The organism is Arsenicibacter sp. R0_47 (assembly GCF_057652235.1).
Map to the genome: position 1 here is coordinate 84,402 of NZ_JBYFCJ010000005.1, position 15,892 is coordinate 100,293.

The 15,892-nt window shown below is 53.0% G+C and carries 12 protein-coding genes; 4 read left to right on the forward strand and 8 right to left on the reverse strand.

Annotation, left to right across the window (positions count from 1 at the left end; translation table 11 throughout):
• The first annotated feature begins 57 nt into the window (after positions 1-57).
• From AC23NW_RS11875 to AC23NW_RS11885, 3 genes are all read left to right on the forward strand, one after another.
• Positions 58-597, forward strand: coding sequence for an RNA methyltransferase (locus AC23NW_RS11875; RefSeq protein WP_487449728.1), 540 nt, complete (start codon positions 58-60; stop codon positions 595-597).
• A 69-nt stretch (positions 598-666) separates the two neighbouring features.
• On the forward strand, positions 667-1,113 hold the full coding sequence (locus tag AC23NW_RS11880; RefSeq protein WP_487449729.1) for a hypothetical protein: 447 nt from the start codon (positions 667-669) through the stop codon (positions 1,111-1,113).
• A gap of 185 nt (positions 1,114-1,298) precedes the next feature.
• Entirely contained in the window at positions 1,299-2,039 is a 741-nt protein-coding gene (locus AC23NW_RS11885; protein WP_487449730.1) for a sensor histidine kinase, read from the forward strand.
• A 9-nt stretch (positions 2,040-2,048) separates the two neighbouring features.
• Here AC23NW_RS11885 and AC23NW_RS11890 read toward each other — a convergent pair whose 3' ends face one another.
• The 3 genes from AC23NW_RS11890 to AC23NW_RS11900 all read right to left on the reverse strand — a co-directional run bounded on the left by AC23NW_RS11890 (position 2,049) and on the right by AC23NW_RS11900 (position 7,906).
• Positions 2,049-5,780 (reverse strand): PVC-type heme-binding CxxCH protein, encoded by a 3,732-nt coding sequence (locus AC23NW_RS11890; protein WP_487450036.1) that lies wholly within the window; start codon positions 5,778-5,780, stop codon positions 2,049-2,051.
• A gap of 111 nt (positions 5,781-5,891) precedes the next feature.
• Positions 5,892-7,013, reverse strand: coding sequence for a Gfo/Idh/MocA family protein (locus tag AC23NW_RS11895; RefSeq protein WP_487449731.1), 1,122 nt, complete (start codon positions 7,011-7,013; stop codon positions 5,892-5,894).
• A 74-nt stretch (positions 7,014-7,087) separates the two neighbouring features.
• On the reverse strand, positions 7,088-7,906 hold the full coding sequence (locus AC23NW_RS11900) for a sugar phosphate isomerase/epimerase family protein (protein ID WP_487449732.1): 819 nt from the start codon (positions 7,904-7,906) through the stop codon (positions 7,088-7,090).
• A 176-nt stretch (positions 7,907-8,082) separates the two neighbouring features.
• On the opposite strand from AC23NW_RS11900, the gene AC23NW_RS11905 reads away from it, so the two are divergent.
• Positions 8,083-8,970 carry an AraC family transcriptional regulator gene (locus AC23NW_RS11905; protein WP_293834120.1) on the forward strand — a complete coding sequence of 296 codons (888 nt, stop codon included), beginning with the start codon at positions 8,083-8,085 and terminating at the stop codon, positions 8,968-8,970.
• 55 nt (positions 8,971-9,025) lie between these two features.
• On the opposite strand, the gene AC23NW_RS11910 is transcribed toward AC23NW_RS11905, so the two are convergent.
• The 5 genes from AC23NW_RS11910 to AC23NW_RS11930 form a co-directional block, all read right to left on the reverse strand.
• Positions 9,026-9,901, reverse strand: a complete 876-nt coding sequence (locus AC23NW_RS11910) for an alpha/beta fold hydrolase (RefSeq protein WP_487449733.1) — start codon at positions 9,899-9,901, stop codon at positions 9,026-9,028.
• Positions 9,902-10,004: 103 nt separating this feature from the next.
• The gene (locus AC23NW_RS11915) at positions 10,005-11,192 is read right to left on the reverse strand and encodes a DUF3179 domain-containing (seleno)protein (protein ID WP_487449734.1); all 1,188 of its coding nucleotides are present in this window, start codon (positions 11,190-11,192) and stop codon (positions 10,005-10,007) included.
• A 275-nt stretch (positions 11,193-11,467) separates the two neighbouring features.
• Positions 11,468-12,016, reverse strand: a complete 549-nt coding sequence (locus tag AC23NW_RS11920; protein WP_487449735.1) for a hypothetical protein — start codon at positions 12,014-12,016, stop codon at positions 11,468-11,470.
• Between the two features lie 11 nt (positions 12,017-12,027).
• Entirely contained in the window at positions 12,028-14,229 is a 2,202-nt protein-coding gene (locus AC23NW_RS11925) for a TonB-dependent receptor family protein (RefSeq protein WP_487449737.1), read from the reverse strand.
• A 117-nt stretch (positions 14,230-14,346) separates the two neighbouring features.
• On the reverse strand, positions 14,347-15,891 hold the full coding sequence (locus tag AC23NW_RS11930) for a phosphatase PAP2 family protein (protein ID WP_487449738.1): 1,545 nt from the start codon (positions 15,889-15,891) through the stop codon (positions 14,347-14,349).
• Between the last annotated feature and the right edge of the window lies 1 nt (position 15,892).

Sequence of the window (15,892 nt, forward strand, 5' to 3'; positions counted from 1 at the left end):
ACATGCTGCGCTAAAGCAGCTACTTTTGCAGAAAATATTCTTCAAATTTAACGAAAAATGCCCAAAAAATTAAGTCTGGACGAGCTCAACCGCCTCTCGGTGGAGGAATATAAAGAAGCGGATAAATTTACCTACTGCCTGATTCTGGACGATATACGGAGCCTCAACAACGTCGGATCAGTTTTCCGGACAGCCGATGCGTTCCGGGCGGACCGCCTGTATTTATGCGGTATAACGGGAACGCCCCCGCACCGCGACATTACGAAAACCGCCCTCGGAGCGACCGAATCCGTTGACTGGGAGCACGCACCGGATATTGTGGCACTTACCGGGAAGCTCCGGCAGGAAGGCTGGGTGATTTGCGCTGTCGAACAGGCGCAGGGAAGTACCTTTCTGTCAGATTTCAGGCCGGAACCTAACAAAAAATACGCATTCGTGTTCGGCAATGAAGTTGACGGCGTATGTGAAGAAATTGTTGAGGCTGCTGATATTGTGCTCGAAATTCCCCAATTTGGCACCAAGCATTCGCTCAATATCGCCGTCACGGCCGGTGTTGTCTGCTGGGATTTTATTTCTAAAAAGATAACAAAAGCTTAACGCAACTATTTTGATTTCGTAAATAAATCCCTATTTATTAGCAGATTTTTTTTCATATAACAGGGTACCATGAAAACCACTAAGAAACAATTGTCGGCCGACCTGTCGGCTGCAATTTCGGAAAAAGTTAACAATGGAACGGCATTAGCTAAAAAAGCAACGAGAGCCATTGAGAAAGCTGCTGAGAAATTAGCAAAGAAATTGACGAAGCTCGCCCGTAAAGCAGAAAAAAGAGTAGACGAAGATTCGAAGAAGGCTAAAAAGAAAGCTAAAAAAGAAGCTCACAAGCTGGAAAAGAACGCTGCCAAGGCATTGAAGAATGCGAAGCGTACTGCAAAAAAAAAGAAAAAAGACCTGACCGCAATACCGGTAAACTCGATTATACCGACAGAAATTAACCCGGTAGATAGTGTTTTGCCGGCTGCGGATGACACGGTAACGGCAGTTTCTACACGTGGTCCACGCAAAGGACCCCGCTCAAAATCAGCGGATAAGGAAGAAGAGACTGCCGCATAATTTTTCTTTTCCTGGTATATTCTGTAACCCGTTTGAGCATCAAACGGGTTATTTTGTGTACTTTTATATGAGTGGATAAGCTAAATTTATAGTGACTTTTAGCTTATTATATCGTCTGTTACTGATACAAGGATATTATTAATTATCCATGAACGGTTTCTTTAGGGAAACGGCTGTAACCGCTCATGCGCAATCTCTCTGCATCAAGAAATGATCAACAAATGGCAGGTGCGGTGTCTATTCCGTTAGATACGCTGCAAACGCTTGTCCATGAATTTCAGACCCCGATTGCCGCCATCCGGATGGCGGCAGATGTGTTGGCGTCTCCCATTGCCCGGGACGATGCCGAACGCCAGGAAAAGTATGTCCGGATCATTCGAGAGGAAACAGAACGGCTTCAGCATCAGGTGGAGACCATTCTGGGGCTTGCCCGTGCCCACCGCAATGAGCTTTTCGTTTGCGTTGCACCGGTAGATGTGCATGCGCTTATTCTGAAGGTGCTTGAACGGCACGAAGCGTACGTGACCTGTACGCTCGAAGGCGCCTCACAGCGGATTCTGGCCGATGAACTGCACCTGACCAATGTCCTCCACAATCTGCTGGATAACGCCATCAAATACAGCGCCGGTAAACCGGATATCTGTATTGCTACATCCTTGACTGCCGATGAACTGACCATTTCGGTCCGTGATCATGGCATCGGCATTCCGGATTCGCTTCAGCACCGGATTTTTGAGCCGTTTTTCCGGGTTGGTGAAAAACATGTCAGTGCCAAAGGATTCGGGCTGGGGCTAAGCTATGTGCAGGAAATCATGGAAGCCCACCGGTGGTATATGACCCTCAACAGTAAAGAAGGGCAGGGAAGCGAATTCAGCATCCATATCCCGAATGCCTCCTTCACTTCGCTGCCCTTCCAGTCAGCGTAAACTGCCTGTTTATTTAGCGTTTGTCGCCTGTGCCGGTGCTACTACCTTCATCATACCGTTCATGATGCGCCAGTGGCCCGGGAACGTACAGACAAACGGATAATCACCTGCCTGTGCCGGCGCCGTGAAAATTAACCGGTACGTCTGATCCGGATTCACCAGCGGTGTGCTGGCCACAATCTGCGGAATCGACGGTACGTAGTTCTTTTCGGCACCATCCTTCGCCGTAATCATTTTGTCGGCAGCGGCTCCGATCACCTCAAGCGTTTTCGGTTTACCGATCACCAGGTTATGCTGCATTGCATCCGGGTTTTCCAGAATAATCACCACCTGCTTGCCGGCCGTTACGGTAAACTCCTTCTTATCGAATTTCATTTCTTCCCGTATCGTTTTCATCCGGATTACCTGTGCGTTCGGGTCCAGATCGTCGTTGGCCGAACGGACGCCCCAGGCTTCGAGCAGACGGCCCATGCGGTTACGGCTTTCTTCCGGCAGTGAGCTGCTCAGGCTGGCCATAAACGTTTTATCTTCGGCCGACAAGGTAGCTTTTTTGCGTGGGTTCCAGCCTTCTGACAAGCCTTTTACCATCGCCTGACCATCGTCTGTACCCAGCTGCTGTGCCTGACGGAACATGCTGACAACCGATTCGGCCGGTGCTGTTGAGGCATAGCTGCGGGCAGCGCGCTCCAGGGCAAACGTCGCCAGTTTCTGCGGCTGGCGGAACGTCAGCTTACGCGAAATCTGGTTGTTGTTTTCCTTCGTTTCGGCAATCGCATTATCGCGGTCAACCGCAATCGAAACCGTATAGTCACCGGCAATGTCGGAGCCGAAGCCCATACCACCGGTCCACGGTCCGTTGTTGGTTTGCCGGATGCCAACGCTCTGGCCCGGTTCCAGTCCGTCCTTATAGGTAACACTGATCATTTCAACCTTACGGCCCTGACCTTCAATCCGGATCGCCAGCGGAATGACCGTGCCTTTCGGAATGGCCACACCACCCTGGTTCGTCACGATGGCTGTCATAGACGTGCTTTCGCGGACAAACGGCGAAGCTGGGTCCATTTTAATGTCAGTAATAACCAGATCCGGTTTGTCACCCGTTGGCGTAACTGTTGTGGCAGCAGCGGCTGCCTGGCCGTGGCCGGCATGATTCATCGCTGCGTGGTCGTGACCGGCTGGCATGGCTTTTGGCTGAGCAGCCAGCTGCTTCAGGTAAGCCTGCATCAGTTTGCCGTCCTGGGCTGTAAGGGCACAGGCAAAGGCATCCGGCAACCAGCGGTCATTGGCTTCAGTTGCCTGCGTCAGACGGGTCAGCAGCGCCGTTTGGGCCGTTGGTGTCAGCGGCATCTCGGTCATGGCCAGAATGCTGTTCAGGACAACCAGTGGCTCCTTATCGTTCAGCGTGTTCGCCTGTAACAGGCTGTTCAGCGACGATTCGTTGCGCGGGATCATCTGAATGGCCGTTTTCCGGACACCTGAGCATGGATGCTTCAGTGCGTTTACAACCGCCTGCTGTACCTGCGGATCAGTCAGCGCACCGATACCTTCGAGGGTACGCAGCGCGTGGATGGCCGACGGGTTAATACCGGCTTCGTCCAGAGAGGTATCATTTACCAGCGCAATCAGTTGCGGCACCACGTCTTTCTGGCCGCGCTCCACCAACAGACGCTGGGCCTGCATCCGCCAGAACATGTTATTGTTTTTCAGGGCGGCAACCAGTTCCTGCGGCCGGTCCTTGCTCAGTGACAACGGGGTATAGGCCGGTGCTTTTTTATAGGCAACGCGGTAGATACGACCGTGGGTGAAATCACGCAGTTCGGTTTCGTAGGCATTACCCGCGCCGTTTTTAAAGCCTTCCGGTACGGGGTTGTGCTGGATGATGTAGCTGTACCAGTCGGCGACCCAAACCGCTCCGTCTGGACCGACTTCGGCAAACACCGGCGCTACCCATTCGTCGGCACCGGCCAGCAGGTTAAACCCTTCGGCATCTTCGTAGTCGGTTCCTTTTTTCACCATCACGTTCTGGTGCAGGATATGGCCGGTTGGTTCGGCCACGAAAGCGATCCGGTTCCAGTAGTTTTTCGGATAGGCCCGTGCAGTATAGAAGTTATGCCCGGCGGCGGCGGTGAAGCCCCCGAAAACATCGACCTGACGAACGCGCGGTGTTATCGGCTTCATGTCCTTATGGGAATCGGTGCCGCGGCTGCCGTTGTTAACGCCGGGCGCTGAGCTGAAATACCGGTGCGGAATAGCCATGTACCAGCCGTGTGAGTTGTTGGCGGTTGAGCCGAATACATCACCCGTTTCGTTAAAGCCAAAGCCCCACGTATTGTTTGATGTGCTCGTAATCCACTCCAGTTCAGAGCCGTCGGGCTTGAAACGGAAGAATGCCTGACCAAACCGAAGACTGTCGGCCTGACCCACTTTGCCGCGGAAGCCTGAGTAGCCCACGCAACCCCAGACCCAGTTGTCGAATCCGTAATGCAGGTTGCTCGGACCGGCGTGCGTATCAAACGTTCCGAAACCGGTAAACAGAATCTTTTTGGTATCCGCCTTGTCGTCGCCGTCGGTATCTTTCAGGAACAGCATGTGCGGCGCCTGAGAAACAATCAGACCACCGTTGGCAAACACCATACCGGTCGGAATGCTCAGGCCGTCGGCCCAGCGCGTAAACTTGTCTGCTTTACCGTCCTTGTTGGTGTCTTCACACATCAGGATATAATCGCTGCCACCGTTTTCCTTGCGCTCGTTCGGATAATCCTTTGTGATCAGTACGAACAAACGGCCGCGCTCATCCCACGTCATCGCAATCGGGTGCATTACATCCGGCTCATGCGCGAACACTTCGAGTGTAAAGTCGGCCGGTACCTGAATCTGTTTTACGGATTCTTCCGGTGAAAGCGGGTTCTGGCGGAGTTGCGGGCCAGGGCGTTTTTCATAGTTCGGGAGCTTTGCTTCGCCATACGTAAACGGCTGGGGATTCAGGGCATCGTGCAGTTTTTTGACCTCATCACCAACGGCCCACAGAATGCCTTTTTCCATCAGGTCCTGGAAGCCCGGCTGGCCCCATGTACGCTCGTCGTGGCCATAGGCGGTGTAGAAAATCCGGCCTTTGCCGTGCGTACGGGTCCAGGTATACGGCTCCGTTTTCTGATCCGGCTTGTCTTTTGCCTGATCAGCTTTGATTTCCCGAACGGCCAGCACGTTGTTATCGGCCTGCAGTTTTTCGTGCAGGTAGGTTTCGTCGTATGCCTTGAATGGTTTCAGACCCATGATGGCCGGATGATCCGGCTGCACGTGCAGGGTCTGAATGGTATCCATCCGGTGCCGCCAGAACTGGCCGCCTACCATTTTTACATACTCCGGCGAATTGCGGAAACAGTACGACGCACAGTGAACCGGAATCAGTCCCTTGCCGGATGCCACAAAATCCAGAATGGCTTTTTCCTGTGGTTTGGCAATGGTATCCCAGTTGGCGTAAATCAGCAGGCCATCGTATTTCGACAGATTTTCGGGATTGATATCCTCCATTTTGTCGGTATACGTGATGTTGATGCCCCGGTTACCGAGGGCGGCCATTAGCTGCGGAACCCGTTCGGCAGGCCGGTGGTGGCCGTTATCGCCTAAGAAAAGGATTTCAGTACGCCGGGCAGCGGGTTGCACCGCTGTTGTTTTCACCGAATTAGACGGACGACCGCCAAAGTCACGCGGATTACTGGAGGGTTTTCGGGTGCAATACATCAGGGTCAGCGAGAGTAACCCGAGTAATACACCGTAAGAGTGTCTGTTCATGTTGGTTGATAGGTTGACTTCTGGTTTCGGCTATAAGGCCCCGTAAGGGGCCTTACCAAACTAGATGGCAAAGAAATCAGGCAGGTGCTTGATAGCCCCGCCCTCAAGGGCAGATTCGTGCGCCAGGATACCAACCGATGTCCAGTTGGCCGACTGTGCTGCATTCGGGAACGGATCGCGGTCTTCAACCAGCGCTGTCAGGAACTCATGCACCAGGTGCGGGTGTGAACCGCCGTGGCCGCTCCCCTGCGTAAACGACAGGTGCTGCTGCTCGTCCAGATCGTATACACCTTTGGTCGTAAACTGCTGGATTTCTTCCGGCAGCAGGTGTGCGTAGTCAGGAACCGTAACGTGTTCCGGAATTTCATGCTCCGGCTTTTTCGCCGTATGAATTACCGGATCCTCGCCTTCGATCAGCGGCCATTCAAATGACTTCTCGGAACCGTAGACTTCAAAGCTTTCGCGGTACTGCCGGGCCGTATCGAACAGGGAACGGTAGACATAAGCCGACAAATCGCTGTTTTTGAACTTGATATGAGCCGATTCAACCGCAAACGGCGAGTTGTGGATCGTTGCCAGCTCCTCGCGGATTGTACCAGAACCAAAGCAGGATACATATTCAGCGTCCAGTTTAAGCAGCCCGGCAACCGGTCCGACACAGTGTGTGGCGTAGTGCATCGGTGGCAGACCCGGCCAGTAGTCCGGCCAGCCGTCCATATCCTGCTGGTGACTGGCTTTCAGAAACTGTACTTTCCCCAGCTCACCTTTTTCGTACAATTCCTTAACGAACAGAAACTCGCGGGCATACACCACGGTCTCCATCATCATGTATTTCTTTCCGGTTTCCTTACAGACTTTCACGATTTCCATACACTCCTCAACGCTCGTTGCCATCGGAACGGTACAGGCAACGTGTTTGCCCGCGCGCAGCGCTTTCAGGCTCTGCTCGGCGTGATTCGGAATCGGTGAGTTAATGTGTACGGCATCTACGTTAGGGTCAGCCAGCAGCTCGTCGTAGTTGCTGTACCGTTTCTCAATCCCAAAGGCATCCCCGATCTTATTCAGGTTTTCAACGTTCCGCTGGCAAATAGCATACATGTTCGCATTCGGGTGACGCTGGTAAATGGGAATGAATTCGGCACCGAAACCAAGACCGACAATGGCAATATTAATCTTCGACATAGTGAAAAAAGGAAAAAGGCTTCTATTACGTAACCTGGGAAATGTGTTAGCAACTAAAAGTGGTCAGTACCGTATTATTTGTCAAGAATGCGTTCAGCGGTAGCGGCTTTCAGGAACGCCATACTGTCGACGGCCAGCTGCTCGGGTGAGGCAAACATTTTGCGCCAGATATGCGCGGCCGACGCCATTTCGGTTGGTGTCTGGCCAAAGGCCTCGATGGCAATCGGACCGGTGTAGTTAATTTCCTGGAGCGCGTCAAAAATCACTTCGAAATTGATCTGGCCCTGCCCCGGTGTAGAGCGGTCATTTTCTGACAGCTGAATGTGCACCAGATACGGCGCCAGCGTGCGCAGGGCGGCCGGCATGCTTTTTTCTTCGATGTTGCCGTGGAAGGTGTCAAACGCTGCCTGACAGTTCGGATGGTTGACGGCCTCCAGGTACCGGACAAGCTCGTCGGCGCTGGTGATGAGGTAAATTTCGAACCGGTTCAGGTATTCAATGGCCAGGGTCACATCGCGGGTTTGGGCGTGTTCCGCGATTTCGCGCATGGCCGTTACCGACCAGTTCCACTCTTCTTCGGTCGGGCCCTGACCGGTAAATGTCTTGAAGCCGGCAAAGAACGGTCCCATCAGGATTTTCGCCCCCAGCGCTGCCGTACAATCAACGACGCCTTTCAGGTAGTCGGTACCGGCGCGGCGGATCGCAGGGTCAGTGCTGATCAGCGACAGGTGAGCCGGCAGGATGCTGCATGCCTGAATGTCCAGCCCGTAGGAGCGGATACTCCGGCCCAGCTGCTCCCATTTAGCTACGTTGGTATCGTTGATCGGCGTTTCAATAAAATCGTATCCGGTTTCTTTCAGAAACGAAAAGGTTCCGGTCAGGTCTTCATCCATGGTAACTGTCCACGGAAATAAATTTATCCCCAGCTTATTCATATTTTACATAAGAAGATTACTACAAAACTACTTTGTATATTTGGAGGATTCTCGGCTTTATTTGGCTAATGATGATTGTATTTTAACCTAATTTGTTTTAATTGTGCCTCATTTGAGGTAAAAAGCAGTTTATTATGCGTAGCGCGCTTCGTAAAGATTTAGAGCCAGTAGCCGCCTCCTTTATAGTAAAGCAGCTATCGGATCCATTCTTTGATCCTTATTGGCACTTTCATCCCCATTATCAGTTATTTTTAGTCGAAGAAGGCACCGGAACACGGTTCATCGGCGATTCAATTCAGCCGTTCGGGCCGGGAGACCTTGTTTTTCTGGGGCCTAATTTACCGCATTTATGGCGTAGTGATCAAGCCTATTTTGTAAAGGATTCCGGGCTGCACGTACGCGGGGTTGTGGTTTATTTTCAGGAGGATTTTCTGGGTACGGATTTCTTCGATAAACCCGAAATGCTGCTGCTCCGGCAACTGCTCAATAATGCACGGCAGGGGTTAGAGTGGGGGGAAGGCCGGCAGCCGGATGCCACGCGTGAACACATTGCCAATGCGCTGCGCCGCCTCGCCCGGATGCCCGTTGGTTTCGGCCGTGTGCTGGCACTGCTGACGCTGCTTGATGAGCTGGCGCATACCGCAAGCTACCGGTTTATTACCAGTGCGGGCTATACGAATACCGTAAAGCCGCACGAAACCGACCGCATGCAGACGGTACACGACTACGTACTGGAGCATTTTCACGAACACATCAACCTCGATACCGTTGCCGAACTGGCCGGTATGACACCGCCGGCTTTCTGCCGCTATTTCAAGGCGCGGGCCAATAAAACATTTTCGGAATTTGTGTCTGAAGTCCGGATCGGTCACGCCTGTAAACTAATGATGGAAGGACGTCTGAATGTGACACAGGTGAGCTATGAAAGCGGGTACCGGACGCTGTCAAACTTTAACCGGCAGTTTAAGGAAATCACCGGCAAAACCCCGATGGAATACGTCCGGACCTACCGGGCCATATAAAACGCCGGTTGACTGTCTGCACAATCAACCGGCGCGGCAAAAACGGCGGGTAAGCCTAATACATCTGGCTGGTTGTTGCCGAACGGGCGGCCACCGGTTCCAGAATAAAGTCGGCGAGGTCGCGGTTCAGCTGTTCTTTTTCTGTATAGAACAAACCATGCGGTGCGCCGTCGTATACCTTATACGTTGAATTCAGGATCATCTGCGATGATTGCTCGCCTGAGGTTTCAATCGGTACCGTCTTATCGGAGTCGCCGTGGATAATGAGCGTCGGTACGTTGATTGATCCCATGTCCTGACGGAAGTCAGTAGACGAAAAGGACTTCGCGCATTCCTGCGTTGCTACCGGTGATGCCAGCGAAGCCAGCGTGCGGTAATACTCCAGAAGTGGTGTGCTGACCGGGCGATTGATCAGGTTTACGCCGAAGAACTGCTTGCCGAAATCGTCCAGGAATTTAATCCGGTCTTCTTTCATGTTGGCGAGCATTTCGTCAAACGTTTCCTGCGGTACACCGTCCGGATTATCGTCTGTCTGCAGCATGAACGGGGTCACTGCGCTGACCAGTACCGCTTTGGATACCCGTGCACCGCCGTGACGGCTGAAATAACGGGCTATCTCTCCGCCACCCATCGAGAAACCGACCAAAGTCACATCCTGTAAATCGAGTTCGTCGAGTACGGCTTTCAGGTCGTCGGCCAGTGTGTCGTAATCATAACCGCTCCATGGTTTCGATGATTTACCGAAACCGCGCCGGTCATAGGCGATACAACGAATGCCCTGCTTCGGCAGTTCTGTCATCTGATATTCCCACATTTCGTGGCTTAACGGCCAGCCATGGATCAGAACGACAGGTTTTCCCTGACCCCAGTCCTGATAAAAAAGGTTAACGGGTTCGCCAAAGCGCGAATCGTTGGTTTGTATGTAGCTCATAACGCTGATAAAAAGTGTTGATATTGCTACATTAACTATACTCTATGGGAATTGTTGATTAATTGATTGTTAATTGAGCAAGAGGGAAAATGAGGTTTTGGTCTTATAATTTACGGTCGGTTGACGGATGGAAGTTTTTCCAGGAATGCCAGAACTCCTGATACGCCTGTACGGGCTGCAACTGCTTCCCGACCAGCAGCCCGTCTTTGCAAACCCCGTTTTTACCCCAGACAGAGCCGGTTTGGTTGTCTTTAAGCGTACCGTCCGGCAAACGGGAGAAAGTGAGTACCTGATCGTCAAGCTGCCGGTTCCAGGCAAAAATAGAAGCCTTGTCGTTGCCGATGGTCAGCACGACCGGTACCTGCCCGATTTCGTCGTTTACGATCTTTTGCCGTAAGAGCCCGTTCCAGTCGTAGGCGCGGGAGGCGCGGTTCCGGGTGATCCCGACAACCCATGATTTATCGTGCCACGACAGGCTGTCGCGGTGGGTCAGGTCACTTTTACTTTTGCCGGTTTCGTATGGTTTCATCTTGTCGTACGATTCCTGAAACTCACTGTCGGGCTGCATCACAAGCGTGGATGGATACAGTGCGGCCCATTCTTTCAGCGTCATGTGCTGCGTCGGCAGTTCGGTCAGCGACTGGCCGGTCAGCGGGCCGGCGATGGCTTTACCGGTTGCCTGCTGCCACCAGCTGCCCGTGCGGCTGTCTTCAAACATGGCGTTAAAATGATCCATGCCTACCAGCCGGAAATTATCAGGATGTGTGCCAACCAGCGGGCTGTACGCCCGGCCGGTCCGGCAGACGGTGCAGTAGGTAATCATCACCGGTTCGCCCCCGACGGTATCGCGGACCTGGTGGTGATAGCCGATAAACTGAACCGGATAGGCCCTGGCTTCGTCGTGGCGTACAATACCCATCACCAGCCTGTCCATCGGGACCTTGTTTTTGTCGAGATGAGTCAGTTGCTTATGACGGGGCTGGTAAAACATTTTTTCGGCCAGCAACCGGAAATTAAACAGATAGGCGACAATCAGGTAAGCCGCAAGCAGGGCTAGGCTTAGCCAGCGGTGCCACGGACGGTGCGGCCGGCGGATAACCGGCAGCGCTGTCAACAGGATAATGACCCAGCCTGCCACCCGCAGCAACCAGATGTGCTGATGAATCCAGTAGGCGGCGTCAATGGTATTGGCCTGCTGGCTGCCGGGCATCGGCATGATGAAATAAACCTTGGCTATTTCGAGAATAATCAGAAAAACAATGCCGGAACAAAAGAGAGCTAGACGAGACATACTATTGTGTGTTACGATATATATCCCCCGGCCGAAAATCAGCCGGGGGAGTATTCCCTTAACCTATGATGAAAGTTGTGGTGTGTATAGAAATGCGGTATATATAAGGGCAGTCGCAAAAGCGAAGGGTTGCCCTGTGTGCATGGCGTTTGTTACTATATACTACGCAAAATGACCGTAATCATACTATGCCGGGCTGCGTATATCAGTAAAAGAAAGAGACAGCAGGAATCTATCTATACTCGTTGCTTGTACGCTCATTTCGCTTTTCGCAATTAGTGTGCCATTGGCCGGGTCAGCGGTTGGGTTGCTTTATCATTGGGTTGCAGTGCCAGCCGGTTATATTGAATCGACAGACTAAACCCGGCGTAGTTTCCCATGATTCCGTTACTCTGGTCAACGTCGCGGATATTGATTATATACGGTGGTTTATGGAAAATCCGCCGTCCGCTTGCCTGAATACTCGTATCATCATCACTGGAAAAGCCAAGCTCAGTCAGCCGTTTCTGAATTGCCGCAGATTGCTCTTTACCCTGAAACTGGTACACCAGCACGGTCGACTGCGCATTGGAAATGTATTCCATCAACGTTGATGCCGTTGCTGCACTCTGCATATACCCACCAGGCTGTTTCGCATAAATACACAGCCATCCGGTCACATTTCCAACCCGTTTCTGGCAGGTAAACCCCTGCTTAAACATGAGCTCATCAAACTGATGGGGGGGCAGTTTCGCCCAGCTCAGTAACTCGTCGGCTGACTTATTCTGCGCTGCCAGTTGTAAAATAAGACCGGTTGTGAAGAGAATGGTAATCAGGTACTTCATAAACGTAAAATTTACAGGGAAAAACTAACACTGACCACGCCGCTGCGACCGTCAGACGACCAGACGCCGGGCCCCGGATAGAACGTCGGGCGCTTGGTGAAATACTGGCTGTTCAGTACGTTGTTCAGACTGCCCCGGATACTCAGCTGCCGGCTGATACGCCAGGTCGTATTCACGTCCCAGAGGCTGTAGGCCGGTACCAGCCCTTTTGCACCGTTGGCCGTTGGGGTAACGGTATTCAGCGCATCTGAATAGGTTTCGCCGACATAGCTGAACTGGGTTGTCAGACTAACTGTACGATAACGGATGGTCAAACCGTTGCGTGAGGTCCAGCGCGGAACTGATTCAACTACATTACCATTGACGGATTTATTCTCCGTACCGGTCGATACGCGGGCATTCTGATAGCGGGCGTCTATGAACGCTGTTGACGTAAAACCGCTGATCAACAATTGATTATTGCGGTAAAGCTGTGCTTCGATCAGGGCTTCTACACCACGGTTGTGGCTGTCGCCGATATTGGTCCGTAATAAATACGATTGCCCCTGCGCATCGTTCAGCACCAGCGAACCCAGCCGGTTGCGGTACAGGAGGTCAAACGCACTGATGTTGATGTGCAGCCCCGACCACTGGCCGCTGATCCCGAGTTCGGCATTGTAACCATAGGCATCTTTCAGGTTTTTGTCGACCTGTTCATACACCGATGCCGGAATGATGTCTTTGAAAATCACCGGCCGGTAAGCCTGCGACCAGCCACCGTAGATCCGCATCGCCGGATTGAGCTGATACTGACCGTTTATACCCAGCAGGGCAAAGCGGTGGCTGATGTTAGTCGGCAGGTTCTCCGGTGTATAGTACGAGATCGTGCCCCGCATCCGCGTCTCTCCGTTTTCAATCCGGATTCCCGGCGAAACCGTCAGGCGATCCGTCAGGCGGATCTGCGATTCGGCAAAAAAAGCAATGTTGTTCGTGTAATAATGCAGGTCACGTTTAAACGGAGCGGTCAGGCTCAGATCAAAATCCGTACCGGTGGTACCAGTGCCGAGCTGACGGCGGTGCAGGTCGTTGTTCATGTACTGCAAGCCGGCCACAGCAGTCGCCTCAATGTTTCCGACGCGGTATTGATGCAGCAGACGCAGTTCGGACGTGTAGCTGTGGAAGTTATCAATATCGACCTGACGGGCCCTATACTGGCCGGTTTTCGGGTCGATCACGTCGGCAACGGTTGCAAAGGCATCGAGCTGGACACTGTTGCGCGCACCGAGGACCGAAGAGGTAGTCCAGAGTAACTGCGTACGGTCACCGATCTGCCAGTTCAGCTTAACAGACGGAATATAAATGTCGGGATTGAAATAATTCCGCGCCCGGGTTGACTGGCGGGGATTAGCCGCAAACATGGAATCGGTCAGTGGGCCCGGAATCTGATACTGGTACTGCGACCGCCCGAATTCGGCGGTAATGCCCAGCCGGCTGGTTGCCTGATAGTGAATGCGACCGTATTGTGCATTGGCGTCGGAGCGGCTGTTGTCGCGGTAACCGGTTGAGTGGCGTTTGTAAAAATAACCGTAGTAGGTCACCTTCCCGACACGTCCGTGGACAGCATTGTAGCTGCTCAGCAGGCCGAATGAACCGGCCGACGAGGTGCTTTCGAAGCCGAACCGGCGCGTAGTATCGGCCTGTTTGGTTACGTAGTTGATCATCCCGCCAAACTGAGCCCCGTATTGCAGCGATGCCGTTCCGCGGATCAGTTCAACGCGGTCGATGCTTTCCATCGGGGCCGAGTAATGGCTGGCAGGGTAGCCGTACATATCCGAGTTGGTTACGATGCCGTTCTGGCGGATATTCAGCTCCCAGGACCGGTGGGGATCCAGCCCGCGGGTGGCGATATTGACCTGATTGCCGGTGCCGTCCATGTCGTAGACAAACACGCCCGGAATGCGGGCAAACACCTGTCTTGCGTTTTTCTCGGCAACATTCACATCCACATTCGCCAGTTTAATGACTTCGTTTCGTTTGCCGGCGGTCAGGTATGTACCCTTTACGGCCGGCATTTCTTCCACCACACTGGCTCGGACACCTTTAACGGTAACCTGGTTCAGCATGCGGGCCTTGAGGGTATCGGTTGATTGCGTGTAGGCGTAGTTACCGGTTACCAATATGGCAAGAACCGGTAAGCTGCGTTGTAAGCGGGATAATTTATAGAGCTTATTCATTGGCAGTATTCATTTGAGCAATGGTTTACAAACTACCGGATACATGCAGCAAATGCCGCATGGTCCGGTAGCAGGAAAAGAAAAGAGCAGTCTGTTCACAACGAATGTCATTAAGACCTACAGACCGGAGCCGTCGGCCTTACCACGGTCAATGGCATACTGGCCCACGTTTTTGCCCACTTTAAGGCCCACTTCGCAGTCGAACCGGTAGTGGATGAGGCCGTAAATCCGTGATACCGATGCTTCACTTGCCTGGGCGCTGAATTCGGCCGCGCGGTCCGGGAAGATATAGCCCAGTACGGCCGAGGCTGCTCCCGAGAAGGTTGAGTGTCCGGATGTATAGGACGGGAAGTTTGGCAGGCCAACCGAGGTTTTAAGTCCGAACTGCTGAGGACGAGGGTAGTAGTAATAATACTTGACATCCCAGCATGAGATTCCTGCGTCCTGAAGCGTAGTGCCTACCAGCGCTAACGTACGGGCCATACGCACCTCGCTGTAACGGGCTTCATGTGAGGCGTTGGCAGCAGTCCGGTGCCAGTGACCCGGCGGGGTGTAGCTCCCTGCACCGTCAGCCCAGAAGTTGGCGATACGCGCCTGTTCGCGGGTTTGGTTTTTCTGAATCGATTTAAGTTCATCAATGTTTTGTTGGAATTCTTTACTGTTCAGGGCAGGAGGCGGACCGGGGCGCAGCTTTACAAGGGCAGCTTTATCAAAGTTCCAGGTCTGGACGGCGCCGTAATTCGGCAGCATCGGCGGACGGGCCGGCGCTTCCTGGCTCAGCCATACCTCCGATAAACCCATGGCTTTGGCCGTTTCGATCATGCCGCTTGTAACAGTCTGGTTATTGGCTGCACTCATGCCGTCTGTTCTGGCGCGGCCCATTACTTTAGCCGCCACGGCCAGCCCCAGATCATTACCGGCCGTAATGTCGCTTCCAACGTTCATGCCCGCCCATAAGCGGCTCTGTTTATGCTCATTGTATTTGGCTTCCAGGAACGGCACTTCGCCCGGGAACATGGCTTTCAGGATAGTAAATGAGGCTGCTGCCACAACCGCATCTTCGGATGGATATGTCGGAATGCTGGAAACAGGCAGGGCCACGCGAATGGTTGCATCTGTTTTCGACGGCGCCTGCCGCTTGAATTTATATTTGTAACTCCATGCGCTGACAAGGGCATCATACTGGGCGACGCTCAGGTAAGCCAGGGCACGGGCCGTATAAGGCGGGTTGGCAAACGGGAATTTCGGGTCGGCGAGCGGGTTATTGGCGTCCGGCACCGGATATTTCCCGTCGGCATTCGACGCGGGCGGAATATTATAGCGGGCTGCCAGCTCCCGGGCAATTTCGTTCCAGCGGTAAACGGCACCGGCACCCCAGTACACAACTGCTTCCTGCTGCTCCTGCGTCAGACTGGCTGATGCCTGTTTCAGGGCCGCCAGTTCGGTCTGGTACCCGGCTGAACTAACCGAGGCTGGTGCGGCTACACTCACTTCGTCCGGCGAGGCCAGAATATAGGTCTTCCAGCTACCGGCCTTCTCGTCAACATTGGCAGGGGTGTACCCTACGCGCTGCGGCTCGGTGATGGTTTTGTCACAGGAATATAAACCGGCGGCAGCAGCAACAAGGCTAATGATTACGATATGCTTAATATTTTTTTTCATG